Source organism: Acuticoccus sp. (assembly GCF_965213555.1).
Classification (GTDB): Bacteria; Pseudomonadota; Alphaproteobacteria; order Rhizobiales; family Amorphaceae; genus Acuticoccus.
This window is the reverse complement of record NZ_OZ243890.1, coordinates 2333720-2350001: the sequence shown is the minus strand read 5'-3', so window position 1 is coordinate 2350001 and position 16282 is coordinate 2333720. Positions and strand designations below refer to the sequence as shown.

The 16282-nt window shown below is 70.3% G+C and carries 12 protein-coding genes and 1 pseudogene; 1 reads left to right on the top strand and 12 read right to left on the bottom strand.

Annotated features, from left to right (window positions below):
• Nucleotide 1 precedes the first annotated feature (1 nt).
• The 12 genes and pseudogenes from ACOOE8_RS11120 to ACOOE8_RS11065 form a co-directional block, all read right to left on the bottom strand.
• Nucleotides 2-1267 (bottom strand): lactate racemase domain-containing protein, encoded by a 1266-nt coding sequence (locus ACOOE8_RS11120; RefSeq protein ID WP_420391544.1) that lies wholly within the window; start codon nt 1265-1267, stop codon nt 2-4.
• A 55-nt stretch (nt 1268-1322) separates the two neighbouring features.
• Nucleotides 1323-3161 carry an ATP-binding protein gene (locus tag ACOOE8_RS11115; RefSeq protein ID WP_420391543.1) on the bottom strand — a complete coding sequence of 613 codons (1839 nt, stop codon included), beginning with the start codon at nt 3159-3161 and terminating at the stop codon, nt 1323-1325.
• A gap of 990 nt (nt 3162-4151) precedes the next feature.
• Nucleotides 4152-4511 carry an AAA family ATPase gene (locus tag ACOOE8_RS11110; RefSeq protein ID WP_420391542.1) on the bottom strand — a complete coding sequence of 120 codons (360 nt, stop codon included), beginning with the start codon at nt 4509-4511 and terminating at the stop codon, nt 4152-4154.
• Between the two features lie 146 nt (nt 4512-4657).
• Nucleotides 4658-4789: pseudogene (locus ACOOE8_RS11105) on the bottom strand (AAA family ATPase); the annotation flags it as partial.
• Nucleotides 4789-6009 carry a metallophosphoesterase family protein gene (locus ACOOE8_RS11100; RefSeq protein WP_420391541.1) on the bottom strand — a complete coding sequence of 407 codons (1221 nt, stop codon included), beginning with the start codon at nt 6007-6009 and terminating at the stop codon, nt 4789-4791. The gene ACOOE8_RS11100 and the pseudogene ACOOE8_RS11105, both read right to left, overlap by 1 nt.
• Before the next feature lie 97 nt (nt 6010-6106).
• Complete coding sequence (locus tag ACOOE8_RS11095) at nt 6107-7063, bottom strand: NAD-dependent epimerase/dehydratase family protein (RefSeq protein ID WP_420391540.1); 957 nt, start codon at nt 7061-7063, stop codon at nt 6107-6109.
• Nucleotides 7060-8142: a branched-chain amino acid ABC transporter permease gene (locus ACOOE8_RS11090; protein WP_420391539.1), complete on the bottom strand. Its 1083-nt coding sequence runs from the start codon at nt 8140-8142 to the stop codon at nt 7060-7062. Before ACOOE8_RS11090 ends, ACOOE8_RS11095 begins: the two co-directional genes overlap by 4 nt.
• 2 nt (nt 8143-8144) lie before the next feature.
• Nucleotides 8145-9068: a branched-chain amino acid ABC transporter permease gene (locus ACOOE8_RS11085; protein WP_420391538.1), complete on the bottom strand. Its 924-nt coding sequence runs from the start codon at nt 9066-9068 to the stop codon at nt 8145-8147.
• 141 nt (nt 9069-9209) lie between these two features.
• Nucleotides 9210-10421 carry an ABC transporter substrate-binding protein gene (locus ACOOE8_RS11080; RefSeq protein ID WP_420391537.1) on the bottom strand — a complete coding sequence of 404 codons (1212 nt, stop codon included), beginning with the start codon at nt 10419-10421 and terminating at the stop codon, nt 9210-9212.
• A 114-nt stretch (nt 10422-10535) separates the two neighbouring features.
• The gene (locus ACOOE8_RS11075; protein ID WP_420391536.1) at nt 10536-11762 is read right to left on the bottom strand and encodes an ABC transporter substrate-binding protein; all 1227 of its coding nucleotides are present in this window, start codon (nt 11760-11762) and stop codon (nt 10536-10538) included.
• 29 nt (nt 11763-11791) lie between these two features.
• The gene (locus ACOOE8_RS11070; RefSeq protein WP_420391535.1) at nt 11792-12508 is read right to left on the bottom strand and encodes an ABC transporter ATP-binding protein; all 717 of its coding nucleotides are present in this window, start codon (nt 12506-12508) and stop codon (nt 11792-11794) included.
• Entirely contained in the window at nt 12505-13260 is a 756-nt protein-coding gene (locus tag ACOOE8_RS11065) for an ABC transporter ATP-binding protein (protein WP_420391534.1), read from the bottom strand. The genes ACOOE8_RS11070 and ACOOE8_RS11065 overlap by 4 nt, the downstream gene beginning before the upstream one ends.
• 283 nt (nt 13261-13543) lie before the next feature.
• On the opposite strand from ACOOE8_RS11065, the gene alaS reads away from it, so the two are divergent.
• Complete coding sequence (gene alaS, locus ACOOE8_RS11060) at nt 13544-16246, top strand: alanine--tRNA ligase (RefSeq protein ID WP_420391533.1); 2703 nt, start codon at nt 13544-13546, stop codon at nt 16244-16246.
• Nucleotides 16247-16282 lie beyond the last annotated feature (36 nt).

Here is a 16282-nt window from a genome sequence, read left to right as displayed (position 1 = left end):
GCTAGAAGGCGGCGAGCTCGCCGGCGTTGTCGAACCGCCAGGGCGCGGGCTCGGACACCACCTCGACGCCAGGGTTCGCCTCGGCCTCGGGAACCAGCGCCTCGGAGATCAGGACCTCGCCGATGTGGAGCGTGTTGGGGATGCGCACCATGCGCAGCGCCTTGAGGTCGAGGACGTTCGCGGTCTTCGCGGCGGCGTAGATCGCGAGGCGGTCGTTCTCCATGATCATCGGGATCTTCGCCCCGCCCAGCGTCGTCGACGTCAGGTGGTTGGCGTAGGTCGAGACGAAGTCGATCTTGTCGAACAGCCTGCGCGTCGTCGTGTCGGCCAGCCCGACGCCGCAGGCGTTGCCCGAGGTGCCGGCAAGGTCGAGCACGACCATCTTGGCGACCTGAAGCCGTGGTGCGAGGTAGGGCGTCGTCGCCCGGCCGGTGATGTTGGGGTCCATCCCGGTCCCCGAGTACTCCTTGCCCATGCGGTCGATGACGAGGACGTCGAGGGGGTCGAACATGATGCGCGGCAGGCGGCGCCGCGCCTCGGAAAGGAGCGCGGGCTCCTCCGAAAGGATCGCCTCGGCCGGGATCACCTCGACGCGGCAGATCCGGTCGTAGCTGTTCTCCACGCTCGCCACACCGAACAGGAACGGCGCCTTGGCGAGCTTGATCTTCGCCATCTCCAGGACGTTCTCGGCCATGTAGGCAAAGCCCATGGCGTGGCACGATTCCGCCCCGCGCTGCTTGCCGAGCCCGATGGAGATCATCTTGGCGAGGCCGCTCTCGATCTCCGCCGAGAAGCTCGTGTGCGGCTTCACGCGGTTGAGGATCGCGATGCCGTCCGCCTGCATCGCCTCGGCGTCCATGAGGACGGGCAGCCCGTTCGGCAGGGCGCCGAGCTCGACCGTCTCCATGGACGAGCGGATCGGACAGCCCGCGCTCTCCTCGGTGACGCCGAGGCCGGCGAGGAGCTTCTTCTGCCCCTCGTCCGTGGCGCCGCCGTGGGAGCCCATGCCCGGCACGATGAACGGCTCGGCGCCGCGCGCCTTCAGCGCCGCGACGGTCGCTGAGACGAGGGTCGGCAGGTCGGCGAGGCCACGGCTGCCGACCGCGAGCGCGATGCTCATCCCGGGGCGGATGCGGTCGTCGACCCGGCCCATCGCCTGGGTCACGGCGCCCGCGACGTCGGCGATGTGATCGTCGTCGAACAGCTGCTTGACGCGGGCCATGCGTGGCAGCGCCACGTCGCCCACCAGGCGTTCCAGAACCTCCATGCGGCCCTCCCCTCGTGTCCGGCGCCCCCTGATAGCACGCTTTGGGGACCGCGCGTCAGTCGAGCGCGATGACGTCGACCGAGTTGCCGAGCCGGCCGCGGGCGATCTCGACCACGCTCTTGTGGTGGGCGAACAGGATCGGCTGCACGGTGCCGCCGATCTCGGCGAGTGCGGCGAGCCCTGCGGCGGTCCGGTCGTCGTCGAAGGTCTGGAAGAGGTCGTCGCCGATGAACGGCGCGGGCTCGTTGCGTGTGGCGTAGTCCTCCACGAAGGCAAGGCGCAGGGCGAGGTAAAGCTGGTCGCGCGTGCCGTCGGACAGCGCGGCGATGGGGAGCGGCTCGCCGCGCCGGACGGCGAGGAGCTGCAGGACGTCGCCCTCGCCGTAGCGCTGGGTAAGGCCATCGAAGGCGTGGTTGGTGATCGCGGCGAAGAGCCCACCGGCACGCTCCAGGAGCGGCGCGCTGTGACGCTTGCGTTGCCGCTCGACGGCCTCCTTAAGGATCGTCGAGGCGAGCCTCAGCACCGTCCAGCGGCGCGCGATGTCCGCCATCTCGGTCGCGGCGGCGTTCTTGGCGAAGGCCGCGTCCTCCGCCCCGGGAGCGGCGGCGAGCGCCTTGGCCTCGCGCTGCGCGGCGTCGAAGTCGGCGTAATGCTCCTTGATGCGGTCAGCATGGGTCTGGGCCTCGAGGCCGAGCCGCGTGAGCTCGACCTCGACCGCCGCGGCGTCGTTCCACGCGAGCTCCGCGCGCACCGCGGCCTCGCCGACACCAGGTGCGATTCCGCCGAACCGGCGACGGGCGTCGTGGAGCATAGCCCTTGCCCCGTCGCGCTCGCGCAGCCGGTTCACGAGGGCTGTCGGATCGGCGGTCTGCGGAAGCTGCCTTAATGCCTCACGCCACGCCACCTCGACCTCGTCGCAGGCCTCGCGCGCGCGCCCCAAGGCGCCCTCGGCCTCCGCGACCGCTGCCTGAGCGGCCTCCTGCCTCGCCTTCGCCGTCGCCGCCTCGCCGGAGCAGCGATGGAGGCGCGACGCGAGCGGGCCGGCTCCAAGCCCGGTCAGGTCGTCGTCCGCTCCGAGTTCGCACGACAGCGCAGCGACCTTCGTCTCGAAGGCCTTGCACCGGGTGCGCAGCACCTCCACGGCATCGGCGCGCCTTTCACGGAGCGCGCGCAGTCCCGGCAGCTCGCGCCACAGCGCGACGACGGCTACGACCTCCTCCCATCGCGCGCCGTCGCGCGCGCCGAGCGCACCGGCGATAACTGCGAGGTCGCCAGCGGCTGCGCGCTCCTGCGTTGCAACCTCGTCCAGGGTCTCCGTTGCGGCCTGCATCGCTGCCTCGTGATGGCGGCGCAGCGCCGCCTTCGCCCGGTGCACGGCCCAGGCCTCTTCGAGCTCGGCGATGCGCCCCTCGATTTTGTCGGCGAACGCCGCGACGGGGAGCGTCGCAGGCGCCATCGCGAGTTTGTCGGCGATGGCGCCCAGCGCCGTCCTGACATCGCACTCCTCCTGCGAGAGGGCTGCTAGCCGGTCGTCGATGCGTTGGGCCGCCTCGTGCAGCTTGCGAACATCGTCGGCGCCGCGGCGCCATTCGACCATCTGCGTTGGGTCCGGGGGGGGATCGACGCCGATGGAGCGGAACGGGGCGGCGGCCTCCTCGAGCGACAGCGCATAGGCCGTCCGCAGCGCAGCGAGGTCGTCCTGTCGTGCCAAGATGTCGTGGGAGAGGCGACGTTCCTTCTCTACGAGCTGGACGTGCCTGGCAACGCGGCTGGCCTCCGCAAGGGACTGATCGGCGAGCCGGTCCGCCTCACGCATGGCGCCGCGCGCCTCCTCGATGGCGACGACTGCCTCGACCTCGGACAGGAGGGCTGCGCCACTGACGTGGTCAGCCACGCGCTCGAAGGCCGCGTCGCGGGAGCGGCGCGCCGCGGCGAGGACGGCCGGGCTCGGGATCGTCCCACCCCCCTCCATCGCCGCGATCTCGCGCTTCGCTTCATCGCGCTCCCGGCGCGTTCCGTCGAGCCGCTCGCTCGACGTGTTGAGCTCGGCCTTCTGTTCCTCGATCCGGGCCCGCTGGCCTCGAGCGCCTCGAGCGACGGCAGCGCGGTGCCGAACAGCTGCTCCACCTTCACGGGCGGCTTGAGCGCTGCGACCTTCTCGGCAAGGTCGCGACGCTGGCGCGACCGCTCCTCGATCAGCTCGGCCCGCCCCGCCAGCCTTAGCAGGATGGCCTGCAGCGACTTGAAGTCCGCCCGTGCGTCCGCGGGGTTGAGCAGGTGACCTCCACAGGCGCTGTCTGGCTCGGCGAGCTGGCGGACCGCCTCGTCGTGCCGTTCCAGCGCCCTCTCCCGCCGGACGGTCCGCTCCTTCGCCGCCTTCAGGAGGACTTCGGCCCGCACGAGGGTGGCGTCGGACGGCCGGCGGCCGGCGTCGTCGCTGGTCAGCTCGAGGCGGTCGAAGAGCTCGGTAAGGTTACGCTCCGCTTCGGCGAGCTCAACGTCGGCGTCGGGCAGCGCCGCGATGTCGGCCTCGTAGGCACCCTTCCTCGAATGGACGTCGGCGATGTCGCCCGCCCGCGCGAGGATGGTCCCGTTGACAGCGATCCCCTCCAACGCTCGTCGGCGCTTCTCGACCTCCTCTTCAGCCGCCTCGACCTTCCCCTGGGCCAACGTTCGCTTCGCCATGAGCTCGTCGATTGCCAGCGGCAGCCCCTCGGCGAGCCCGCCGAGGTCGCGGTGCGTCTTCAGCGTTGCCTCCGCGGCGTCGATCTCGACCATAACCGCGCGCACGCTCAGCACCGTGCGAAGCCATTCCTGCCGGGCAAGGACGCGCCTGCTCTCCCCTTCTACATCGTCGAGCCGGCGCCTCGCCCCCTCGACCTTCTCACCAAGTTCGCGCCAAGCGGCCGCGTTGAGTGTCGCCGTCGCGCTCGGCCGAGGCAGCGTCGTTGTGCCGGTTCTGCGCCTGGTAGAAGCGTCGCTTGGACTTCTTCGGCCCGTAAAGCTCCTCCGCCTCCGACTCCAGCGTCGTCGACAGCGCGGTCAGCCCGGTGAGGCCGGCCGCAGCCGCCATCATGACCGCGCCGATCTCTCCGCCCGGGTGCAGCATTTCGTCCGCGCCTCGGCGAAGGCGCTCGGAGTTGAGCCCGAACGCGCGGCTGAACACCTCGCGCGAGAGCCTGCCGATGTAGGGCGCGAGCGCGTCCTCCTGCAGCGCGCTCTCGTGATCGGCGTCGGCGAGCAAGGTGTCCTTGCGCCCGCGGCGGCGGCGAAACGCGAGGCGTCTGTCCGGAGCGCACGGACAGGGCCGCGCCGACGCGCAGCGCCTGGCGCCTTGTGGACGAAGTTGTTGCTGACGGAGCGCTCGAAGCCGAACAGGAGGTCGGCGATCGCCGCGAGCGCGGAGGACTTGCCCGCCTCGTTCGCGCCGTAGACGATGTGGAGGGAGGCCTCGGGCGAGAAGACAAGGCGGCGGTCCGTGAACGGGCCGTAGCGCAGGAGGTGGAGCCGGTCGAAGCGCATCAGTCCCCCGTCCGGGCGACGAGGAGGGCGGCCGCCTCGGCCAGCAGCGCCGCGGCCTCCTCTCCGTCGTCCTGCGCCAGCGACGTGCCGTGCGGCAACTTCGCGCCGACGCCCCTAAGCAGCTCCAGTGCGACTTGTAACATCCGCGGATCATCCGCGATCGCGCGCACCTCGGCGGCGAAGTCGAAGCCTGGGTCCGCATCGGTGGAGGGCGGCGGAGCGGACGCCTCCAAGCGAAGCGCCTCGAGCCAGATGTCGGGGTGCACCCTCTGGCAGGCGGCCTCGACCTCGTCGCGCAGCTGCCCGCGCTGCGCCATGAGCCCTGCCGCCAACGCGCTCGCGCCGACGACGCACACGCGCAGGGCGAGCAGCCGGTCCCCGAGCCCTGCTGCGAGCGTGGCTGCCTCGCGCTCGACCCGACGCAGCACGTCCTCGACGTCGCCGCAGTCCGTCACGTCGAGCGTCATCGTCGCCCAACGCGCGGCGTCGACGATGACGCGCTCGATCGAGGCGACGCGCCCGTCCTCCACACTGACGAGGACGGCGCCCTTCTCGCCCGCCTCGCGCACGTTGCGACCCTGGAGGTTGCCCGGGAACACGATGGTGGGGTCCCTCGCCACGACAGCGTAATCGTGAACGTGCCCCAGCGCCCAGTAGTCGTAGCCGTGCCGGGCGAGGTCCTCGAGGGAGCACGGCGCGTAGGTCTCGTGCTGCGTCGAACCTGTCAGGGAGGTGTGCAGAACGCCGATGTTGAAGGCGCCCGGCGCCCGCGGCGGGTAGTCCCTGACGATGGTGTCTGGCACCGCGCGCTTGGCGAAGCCCTGGCCATGCAGGACCACCCCGCCCAACTCGACGGTCGAGGGCCGCTGCGTCTCGAACTGATGCACGTGGTCGGGCAGGGTGATCGACCCGGTCACCACGCTGTCAGCGTCGTGGTTGCCCTTCAGAAGCACGGTCGGGATGCCGGCCAGCGCAAGACGCGAGAGCTCGCGCGCGACGTAGAGGCCGACGGTGTTGTCGCGCCACTCGCCGTCGTAGAGGTCGCCGGCGACGATGAGGAAGGCGACCTTAAGCTCGATGGCGCGGTCGATGAGCGCGGTGAACGCGGTGCGCGTCGCCTGAGCGAAACGCCTTGCGATCACCTCGTCCTTGATGGCGAGGCCCTTGAACGGGCTGCCGAGGTGCACGTCGGCAGCGTGCAGGAAGCGGAACGACGACACGGGAGCCTCCGGACGACGCCGCACGTTAAGGGTGCAGGCCGTCGGCGCAAGGTGACGGACGCCAGCGCGACCCGTTGTCCACTGCCGCGCGCGGGGCTCAGGCGAAGGCGCGCATCGCTTGGGCCACGACGGCGTCGACGTCGGGATCTGGCGCGAGTGCGGGTGTCGAGCTGCTGGCAAAGACGCTCGGCCAGCCGGCGACGATGCCGGTCACCGCGGGATCGGGACGGAAGGAGACACGCGCCGCCACGTCCTCACCCGCCTGCGTCGCCAAGGCGTCGACGAGCTGGCGCGGCGTCACCGTCAAGCCGGGCTGGTGGACCGCGCGCGTGGCGCCGAACGCCTCGTCCGGCCAGCCGCACACCTGTGCAAGTCCCTGCGCGGCGCGCCGCACCGTGACCACCGCGACGGGTCCGTCGGGGTCGAGCGGAGAGACGACGGTGCGCCGCTCGAGCGGGCCGCGCAACACCTCCGCGAGGAGGTCGGAGGCGGCGGAGGTCGGCGCGCCAGGTCGGGTCAGGACGAACGGCAGCCGCACGGCGCGACCGTCGAGGACGCCGCGCCGGGTGTAGTCCGCGAGCAGGAGCTCGACGACGCACTTTGCCGTCCCGTAGGAGGTGCGCGGCGTGCGCAGCCGCTCCTCCGTCACCGGGCTCTGCACCTCCGGCCCGAACACCGCGATGGAGGAGGCGAAGACCACGCGAGGGCGCTGCCCCCCGGCCCGTGCGGCCTCGAGGAGCGCGAGCGGCAGCGCAAGGTTCGCGTCCCAGCCGCCCGACACGTCGCGCTCCGCCTCGAGGGTCAGCGCGGCGGCGAGGTGGAAGATGACGTCGGCGTCGTGGGCGAGCGCGCCGAGCTCGGCGGCCGACAGGCGCGTCGTGACCCGGCGCACCTCGAAGGGTGCAAGCGGTGGCGAGGTCGGCGCCCGGTCGGCGAGCGTCAACCGCGTGATCGCACTGCCCGAGGCGCCATCGAGCCGTCCCTCCTCGATCAAGACCCGAGTCAGCGTGCGACCGATGAAGCCGGCCGCCCCGGTGACGAGGACGACCGTCAACCCTCAGTCATCGTGCGCTGGCGGGCGTGCGCGGCCTCCGCATCGCCGTCCGCGCGCGGCGCGGTGCCGGCCGGCGCAAGGGCCGCAGGCGCCTCGCGCCCGCGGCTGCGCAGTTGCCGCCAGCGGTGGTTGATCTCGCCGACGATCCCGCGGCGGAACAGGAGGACGCAGAACACGAACACGAAGCCCTGGATGATCGTCGTGAGCGAGCCGATCTGCGCCAGGTAGTTCTGCATGGTGACGATGATCGCGGCGCCGACGATGGGTCCCAGCATCGTGCCGACCCCGCCGAGGATCGTCATCAAGACCACCTCGCCCGACATCTGCCAGGCGACATCCGTCAACGACGCGAGCTGGAAGACGAGCACCTTGGTGGCGCCCGCGAGGCCCGACAGCGTCGCCGAGAGCACGAAGGCGATCAGCTTGTAGCGGTCCGCATCGTAGCCCAGCGAGATCGCCCGCGGCTCGTTCTCTCGGATCGACTTCAGCACCTGACCGAACGGCGAGTGCACCGTGCGGTAGATGATGGCGATGCCGATGACGAAGATCGCGAGCACGAAGTAGTAGATCGCCATGTTGGAGTCGAGGTCGATGAGGCCGAACAGGTCGCCGCGCGGCACGCCCTGGATGCCGTCCTCGCCGCGGGTGAACTCGGCCTGGACGCACAGGAAGAACACCATCTGCGCGAGGGCGAGCGTCACCATGGCGAAGTAGATGCCCTGGCGACGGATGGCGAGCAGCCCCACGCCCGTGCCCAAGAGCGCCGCGACCGTGGTGCCTGAGAGGATCGCGAGCTCGGGCGTCAGCCCCCACTCCTTGGCGGCGTGGGCCGACACGTAGGCCGAGAAGCCGAAGAACGCGGCGTGGCCGAACGACAGGAGCCCGGCGAAGCCGAGGAGGAGGTTGAACGCCGAAGCGAACAGCGCGAAGCACAGGACCTTCGCGAGGAACACCGGGTAGAGCACGTAGGGCGCCGCGATGAGGAGCGCGATCGCCGCGACGACCTTGAGCGGGCCGAGCCACGCGCTTGCACTGGCGCTCGCGCCGCCGGTGGCCGCCGGGACGGTGGAGGTCGCCATGGTCAAGCCGCCTTTCCGAACAGGCCCGCCGGCCGCACGATGAGGACGATCGCCATCACCACGAAGATGACCACGCTCGACCCCTCAGGGTAGAACACCCGCGTCAGCCCCTCGCAGACGCCGAGCAGGAAGCCGGACGCGATGGCGCCGAGGATCGAGCCGAGCCCGCCGATCACCACGATGGCGAACACCACGATGATGATGTTCGCGCCCATGATGGGGTTCACCGAGTAGATCGGTGCGGCAAGGACGCCGGCGAAGGCGGCGAGCGCGACGCCGAGCCCGTAGGTCAGCGTGATGAGGAGCGGCACGTTGACGCCGAACGCGCGCACGAGGTCGGGGTTCTCGGTCGCCGCGCGCATGAGCGCGCCAAGCTTGGTGCGCTCGATGAGGAACCAGGTGGTGAGGCACACGAGGAGCGAGGCGACGATGACCCAGCCACGGTAGTTCGGCAGGGCCATGATGAACAACGGCTCCTCCCCCACGACCCCGGCAGGCACGACGAGCTGCTGCGCCCCGGCCAGCGCATCTGGGATCGTGTAGGGCAAGCCCGATACCCCGTAGTAGTGCCGAAACGTGCCCTCCAGGATCAGCGCGAGGCCGAAGGTGAGGAGCAGCCCGTACAGGTGATCGAGGTCGTGAAGGGGACGAAGCAGGAAGCGCTCCACCACCATGCCGAACCCACCGACGATGATCGGCGCGAGGATCAGCGACGGCCAGTAGCCGATGCCGAACCATTGCAGCAGCAGGTAAGCGACGAACGCACCCACCATGTAGAACGCGCCGTGCGCAAAGTTGACGATGTTGAGCAGGCCGAAGATCAACGCGAGCCCGAGCGACAGGACCGCGTAGAACGAGCCGTTGATCAGCCCGATCAACAGCTGGCCCATGAAGAGCGGGAGCGGCACGCCAAAGAGTTCGGTCACGTCACAACCTTTCGTCGGGGCATCCTGAGCGCGATGGCCCGAGGCGAGGGCCTTCCCACACCGTTCTGGCAGGGCAGCAGCGTCGCCGCCCGTCCTCCGCCTGAGGGGCGACGGCTCAACGGCAATCGCGTCCGACGCCGCTCAGGAAGCGTCGAGGAACGGGCAGCTCACCTCGTCAGGGCTTTGGAAGGCCTCCTCCCCGGGGATGGTGGCGAGCACCTTGTAGTAATCCCACGGGCCCGTCGACTCCTCCGGCGATTTCACCTCCACGAGGTACATATCGTGGACGTGCAGCCCCTCCTCCCGAATCCTGCCACCTTGCGCGAACATGTCGTCGATCGTCATCGTCTTCATCGCGTCGACGACCGCCTTGCCGTCATCGGTGCCGGCGGCCTCGGCGGCCCGCAGGTAGGTCCCCACCGCCGAGTAGATCCCGGCATGCAGCATGTTCGGCTTGGTCTCCCGGCCCATCCCGGCGGCGAAACGGTCAGCGAAGGCGCGCGTTTCGTCGTTGAGGTCCCAGTACCACGCGGTGGTGATGGTGAGGCCCTGGGTGACGTCGAGGCCCAGCGCGTGGATGTCGGTGATGAACATCAGGAGGCCGGCGAGGCTCTGGCCCTCGGTGATGCCGAACTCGCTGGCCTGCTTGACGGTGTTGACCGTGTCGCCGCCGGCGTTCGCCATGCCGATGACGTCCGCGCCCGACGCCTGCGCCTGGAGCAGGAAGGCCGAGAAGTCCTGATTGGGGAAGGGAACGCGCACCGAGCCGATGACCTCGCCGCCCTCGGCCTCGACGGCCTTAGAGGTCTGCTCCTCCAGCGAGTGCCCGAACGAGTAGTCCGCGGTGATGAAGAACCACGTCCTGGCGCCTTGGCGCACCAGCGCGCGTCCGGTGCCGTTGGCAAGCGCGAAGGTGTCGTAGACGTAGTGCACGCCCGTGGGCGAGCACTGCTCGTTGGTCAGCGCCGTCGTCGCGGCGCTGGTGTTGATCGCGGCGATGCCCTTCTCCCGGGCCACCTCCTGCACTGCGAGCGCGACCGCTGAGTTGCCCAGCCCGACGATCATGTCGACGCCCTGTTCGTCGATCCACTCGCGGGCGGCGTTGGCCGCGATGTCGGCCTTGTTCTGGTGGTCGGCGGACAGAACCTCGATCGGCTGGCCGTTCAACGTGCCGCCGAAGTCCTCCACCGCCATGCGGGCGGCGACGACGGCGCCCTCGCCGGTCAGGTCGGCGTAGACGCCCGACATGTCCTCCAGCACGGCGACCTTGACCGCCTCGCCCGAGTACTGCGCGGCGGCGCTCGTGGCGACCATCGCGGCCGCGCCGGCCACCACCCATCCGGTTAGCTTCATGCCATCCACCCGTAGTCGTTGTTGCCCGTAGAAGACCGCGGCATCATCCGCGCCGACCGCGGCGTCGACGCCGCGGTCGCATCCCATGAGCGGCATCGCGTCCGCTCAGCCGCCCTAGGTGTTGTTGAGCAGCGGGCAGTTCACGTCCTCGAGCGCTTGGAACGCCTCCTCGCCCGGGATCGTGCGCAGGATGTTGTAGTAGTCCCAGTCGCCGCTCGACTCGTCCGGCGACTTGATCTGCGCCAGGTACATGTCGTGCTGGTGCAGGCCGTCCTCGCGGATCTTACCGTTCTGAGCGAAGACGTCGTTGATGGTCATCGTCTTCATCTGGTCGACGACCGCCTCGCCGCCGTCCGTGCCAGCGTCCTGGGCCGCCTGAAGGTAGTTCATCACGCTTGAGTAGACGCCAGCCTGCACCATGGACGGCTTCTGACCGTTCATGCGCTCGGCAAAGCGCTCGGCAAACGCACGCGTTTCGTCGTTGAGGTCCCAATACCACCCGGTGGTGATGGTGAGGCCCTGGGTGGTCTCAAGACCGAGCGCGTGGATGTCAGTGATGAAGATCAAGAGGCCAGCAAGGCGCTGTCCCGCCTGGGTGATGCCGAACTCCTGCGCCTGCTTGATCGTGTTGATCGTGTCTCCGCCGGCGTTGGCGAGGCCGATCACGTCGGCGCCGGACGCCTGCGCCTGCAGGAGGAAGGAGGAGAAGTCCTGGTTCGGGAAGGGCGCGCGAACGGTGCCGACGACCTCGCCGCCCGCCTCCCTCACCGCCTCGGAGGTGTTCTCCTCCAGGGAGTGACCGAAGGCGTAGTCGGCGGTGATGAAGAACCAACTCGTGCCGCCCTCCTGCACCAGCGCACGGCCGGTGCCCTGGGCGAGCGCAAAGGTATCGTAGACGTAGTGGATGCCGGTCGGCGAGCACGCCTCGTTGGTGAGCGCCGACGTCGCCGCGCCGGAGTTGAGGTGCGCGACGTTCTTCTCGCTTGCCACCTCCTGCACGGCGAGCGCAGCGGCCGAGTTGAGCACGTCGAAGATGGCATCGACGCCGTCGGTGTCGATCCACTGCCGCGAGATGTTCGCGGCGACGTCGGCCTTGTTCTGGTGGTCGGCCGAGACGATGCGGATCGGCTGGCCGTTCAGCGTGCCGCCGAAGTCCTCCACGGCCATCTCGGCCACCGCCACAGAGCCCTGCCCGCCGATGTCGGCGTAGACGCCGGACATGTCGGTGAGGACACCGATCGTCACACCGTCGTTGGAGTACTGCGCCTGCGCCCCGGCGGTCATCGCCAGCGCCGCGGCGCCAGCAAGTAGCGTCGTCCTCATCATCATGGTCTCCCTCACGCTCTTTCGTTGTCGTTGCTTCGACGCGCTCAGACGCCGAGGTACTGGGTCAGCTTGGCGCGGTTCGCCTCGATCGTCTCGTTGGCGAACTCGTCGATGACGTTGCCGTGCTCCACGACGTAGTGCCGGTCCGCCACCGAGGAGGCGAAGCGGAAGTTCTGCTCCACGAGCAGGATTGTGAAGTTGCGACGGCGCAACTCGGCGATGGTGCGGCCGATCTGCTCCACGATGACCGGAGCGAGCCCCTCCGTCGGCTCGTCGAGGAGGAGGAGCTTCGCCCCGGTGCGCAGGATGCGTGCGATGGCGAGCATCTGCTGCTCACCGCCCGACAGCTTGGTGCCCTGGCTGCGACCGCGCTCCTGCAGGATCGGGAAGAGGTCGTAGACCTCGGCGAGCTCCATCCCGCCGTCGGCGATCACCGGCGGCAGCGTGAGGTTCTCCGTCACCGACAGGCTCGAGAAGATGCCGCGCTCCTCGGGGCAGAACGCGAGCCCCAGGCGCGCCACGCGGTTCGCCGGCATGTCGACGGTCTCGGTCCCGTCGAACACCACTGAGCCCGTGCGCGCCCGTACCATCCCCATGATGGCGCGAAGGGTCGTCGTCTTGCCTGCGCCGTTGCGACCGATGAGCGTCACCACCTCGCCGGCGCGGACCTCGAAGTCCATCCCGTGGAGGATGTGGCTCTCGCCGTACCAAGCGTGCAGGTCCTCGACCTTGAGGAGCGGCACCGCCGCGGCCGCCCTCACGGCTGGCTGCCCATGTAGGCGGAGATCACCTCGGGGTCCTTCGAGACCTCCGCGTAGGGACCCTCGGCGAGGACCTGCCCGCGCTGCAGCACCGTGATCGTGTCGGACAGGTCCGCCACCACGCCCATGTTGTGCTCGACCATCAGGACCGTGCGGCCCTTGGCGGCCTTGCGCACGAGGTCCACCACGCGCTGGATGTCGGCCGTGGACATGCCCGCCATCGGCTCGTCGAACAGGAGGACCTCGGGCTTCAGGGCGAGGGTCGTCGCAAGCTCGAGGAGGCGCTTGCGGCCGTAGGGCAGCTCCACCGCGAGGGTGTCGTGGACGCCCATCAGCCCGACGCTCTCGAGGATCTCGTCGACCTCGTCGTCATGCTCTTCGAGCACCTGCTCGGAGCGCCAGAAGTAGAACGAATCGTTGCGCTGGCGCTGCAGCGCCACGCGCACGTTCTGCGCGCAGGTGAGGTGCGGGAACACCGACGAGATTTGGAACGAGCGAACCATGCCCCGCCTCGCGAGCGAGGCCGGCTTCATGGCGGTGATGTCGCGTCCATTGAGCCGGATCGTCCCGGACGTCGGCATCAAGAACTTGGTGATGAGGTTGAACACCGTGCTCTTACCAGCGCCGTTGGGCCCGATCAGCGCGTGGATCGTGTGCCGCCGCACGGTGAGGTCGACGTCCTTCACGGCGAGGAAGCCGCCGAACGACTTCGTCAGCCCGCGCGCCTCGAGGACGGCGTCGGTCAACGCCACGCTCCCAGCTGGGCGCCTGGGGTCGGCGGCTGCGAGTCGCAGCGCCGCCAGCCTACTGCGCCGGACGCGTCACACCTCCCCACGTCTTCCCCACCGCACCGTTGTTTTCGCTTGGCGTTACAATGCATGGGCACCCCGGATGCGCAAGGCCCGCGTGGCGCCGTCGCTGGGCACGCGCTGGCGCGGCGGCAGAACCGCGAGGCCTCGCGCGGATGGCCTGTGCCGTCGACAAGGGGCGAGGCCGCCGCTACCTGATGGGCGGACCGAGCTAGGGGATGGAGCCGTGAACGGCGTCAACGACATTCGCGCGACGTTCCTGGAGAGCTTCGCGGCCGAGGGCCATGAGGTCGTGCCGTCGAGCCCGCTCGTTCCGCGCAACGACCCGTCGCTGCTCTTCACCAACTCCGGCATGGTGCAGTTCAAGAACGTCTTCACCGGCGCGGAGCAGCGGTCGTACAGCCGCGCGGTGTCGAGCCAGAAGTGCGTCCGTGCCGGCGGCAAGCACAACGACCTCGAGAACGTCGGCTACACGGCGCGGCACCACACGTTCTTCGAGATGCTCGGCAACTTCTCGTTCGGCGACTACTTCAAGGAGCGCGCGATCGAGCTGGCGTGGCGGCTTGTGACGAAGGAGTTCGGCCTCGACCGCGACCGCCTGCTTGTCACCGTCTACGCCGACGACGAGGAGGCTGCCGCGCTGTGGAGGAAGGTCGCCGGACTACCGGACGGGCGGATCATTCGCATCGCCACGGACGACAACTTCTGGCGCATGGGCGACACCGGGCCGTGCGGCCCGTGCTCGGAGATCTTCTACGACCACGGCGAGGCGATCCCCGGCGGCCCGCCCGGCTCGCCGGACGAGGACGGCGACAGGTTCATCGAGATCTGGAACCTCGTCTTCATGCAGTACGAGCAGCGGCCCGGCGAGCGCGTCGACCTGCCGCGCCCGTGCGTCGACACCGGCATGGGGCTCGAGCGCATCGCCACCATCCTGCAGGGCGTCCACGACAACTACGACATCGACCTGTTCCGCGCGCTGATCGGCGCCGCCGAGGATGCCATCGGCGTTCGCGCCGAGGGTGCGTCGCGCGCCTCGTTCAAGGTCATCGCCGACCACCTGCGCGCCACGGGCTTCCTCATCGCCGACGGGGTGCTGCCTGCCAACGAGGGGCGCGGCTACGTGCTGCGCCGCGTCATGCGCCGGGCCATGCGCCACGCGAACATGCTTGGCTCCGCGCATCCGGTCCTCCACGCGCTCGTGCCGACGCTCACCGGGGAGATGGGCGCCGCTTACCCCGAGCTGCACCGCGCCGAGCGGCTGATCGCGGAGACCGTGCGCGCCGAGGAGGAGAGGTTCGGGCGGACCTTGGCGCGTGGGCTGTCGCTGCTCGAGGAGGCTACTGCGGGGCTTGAGGCGGGCGAGGCGCTTCCCGGCGCGACGGCGTTCAAGCTCTACGACACCTACGGCTTTCCCTACGACCTTACCGAGGATGCGCTGCGCCCTCGCGGCCTCGCCGTGGAGCGTGCCGGCTTCGATGCGGCGATGGCGGCCCAGCGCGCCGAGGCTCGGGCATCATGGGCGGGCTCCGGCGAGGCGGCGGACGAGCGCGTCTGGTTCGCCGTCGCCGACGGGGTCGGCGCCACCGAGTTCCTCGGCTACTCGACCACCCGCGCGGCGGCGACGCTCGCCGCCATCGTGGCCGGCGGCGCCGAGCTCGACCGGCTCGACGCTGGCCAGGCGGCGGACCTCGTGTTCAACCAGACGCCGTTCTACGCGCAGTCCGGCGGCCAGGTGGGCGACAGCGGGCTCGCGTTCGCCGACGGCGTCCGCTTCGCCGTCGAGGACACCGTGAAGGCCGCCGGCGACGTGTTCGTCCACCGGGGCCGACTGGAGGCGGGGACGCTCGAGCCCGGCGCGCCGCTGACGCTCGAGGTGGACGCGGAGCGCCGCGACAGGATCCGCGCCAACCACTCGGCGACCCACCTGCTGCACGAGTGCCTGCGCCGCACGCTCGGCGATCATGTCGCTCAGAAGGGCTCGCTCGTCGCGCCGGACCGCCTGCGCTTCGACTTCGCCCACCACTCGCCGATGAGCGCGTCGGAGGTCGAAGCCGTGGAACGCGAGGCGAACGCGCGCGTGCGGCAGAACGACGAGGTCGAGACGCGCGTCATGGCCATCGACGAGGCGATGACGTCGGGCGCCCGCGCGCTGTTCGGCGAGAAGTACGGCGAGGAGGTGCGCGTCGTCGCCATGGGGCGCGACGGCGGCGCGGACGACGTGTCGGTGCAGACCGATCCCGGCGTCGCTGCAACCCACGCCGGGCCCGCCACGCCCCGCTTCTCCGTTGAGCTGTGCGGCGGCACCCACGTCGCGCGGACCGGCGACGTCGGCGTCATCGTCGTGACCGAGGAGGCCGCCGTTGCTGCGGGCGTGCGGCGCATCGAGGCGCTGACCGGCGAGGCGGCGCGCCAGCACCTCATCGCCGCCCGCGCGCGGCTGCGCCGGGTCGCAGGCGCGCTGCGCGTCGCGCCGGACGAGGCGGCGGAGCGCGTCGAGGCGCTGATGGAGGAGCGCCGCCGCCTGGAACGCGAGCTGCAGGACGCCCGCCGCGAGCTCGCCCTCGCCGGCCCCGCGCAGGACGACGCCGCCCGTCAGGTGGCGGGCGTCAACTTCGTCGGCCGCGTGGTCGACGGGTTGCCGGGCAAGGCGCTGAAGGGCCTCGCCGACGAGGCGCGCGAGGCGGCAGGCTCCGCGGTGGTCGCGATCGTCGGACGCGCGGACGGGCGCGCCAGCGTCGTCGTGACGGTCTCAGCGGACCTTGCGGCGCGCTTCGACGCGGTCACTTTGGTCCAAGCGGGCAGCGAGGCGCTGGGCGGCAAGGGCGGCGGCGGCCGCAGGGACATGGCGCAGGCCGGTGGCCCCGACGCGGAGAAGGCCAACGCCGCGCTCGCCGCCATCGCAGCGGCGATGGAGCGCGCCGCCTGACGGACGACACGCGTCCACGACGTCCACCGCGCGGCG

What these genes read in the sequence shown, in the direction of transcription:
- ACOOE8_RS11120 (WP_420391544.1), bottom strand. Translation starts at nt 1,267, where the DNA reads ATGGAGGTTCTGGAACGCCTGGTGGGCGACGTGGCGCTGCCACGCATG.
- ACOOE8_RS11090 (WP_420391539.1), bottom strand. Translation starts at nt 8,142, where the DNA reads ATGGCGACCTCCACCGTCCCGGCGGCCACCGGCGGCGCGAGCGCCAGT.
- ACOOE8_RS11080 (WP_420391537.1), bottom strand. Translation starts at nt 10,421, where the DNA reads ATGAAGCTAACCGGATGGGTGGTGGCCGGCGCGGCCGCGATGGTCGCC.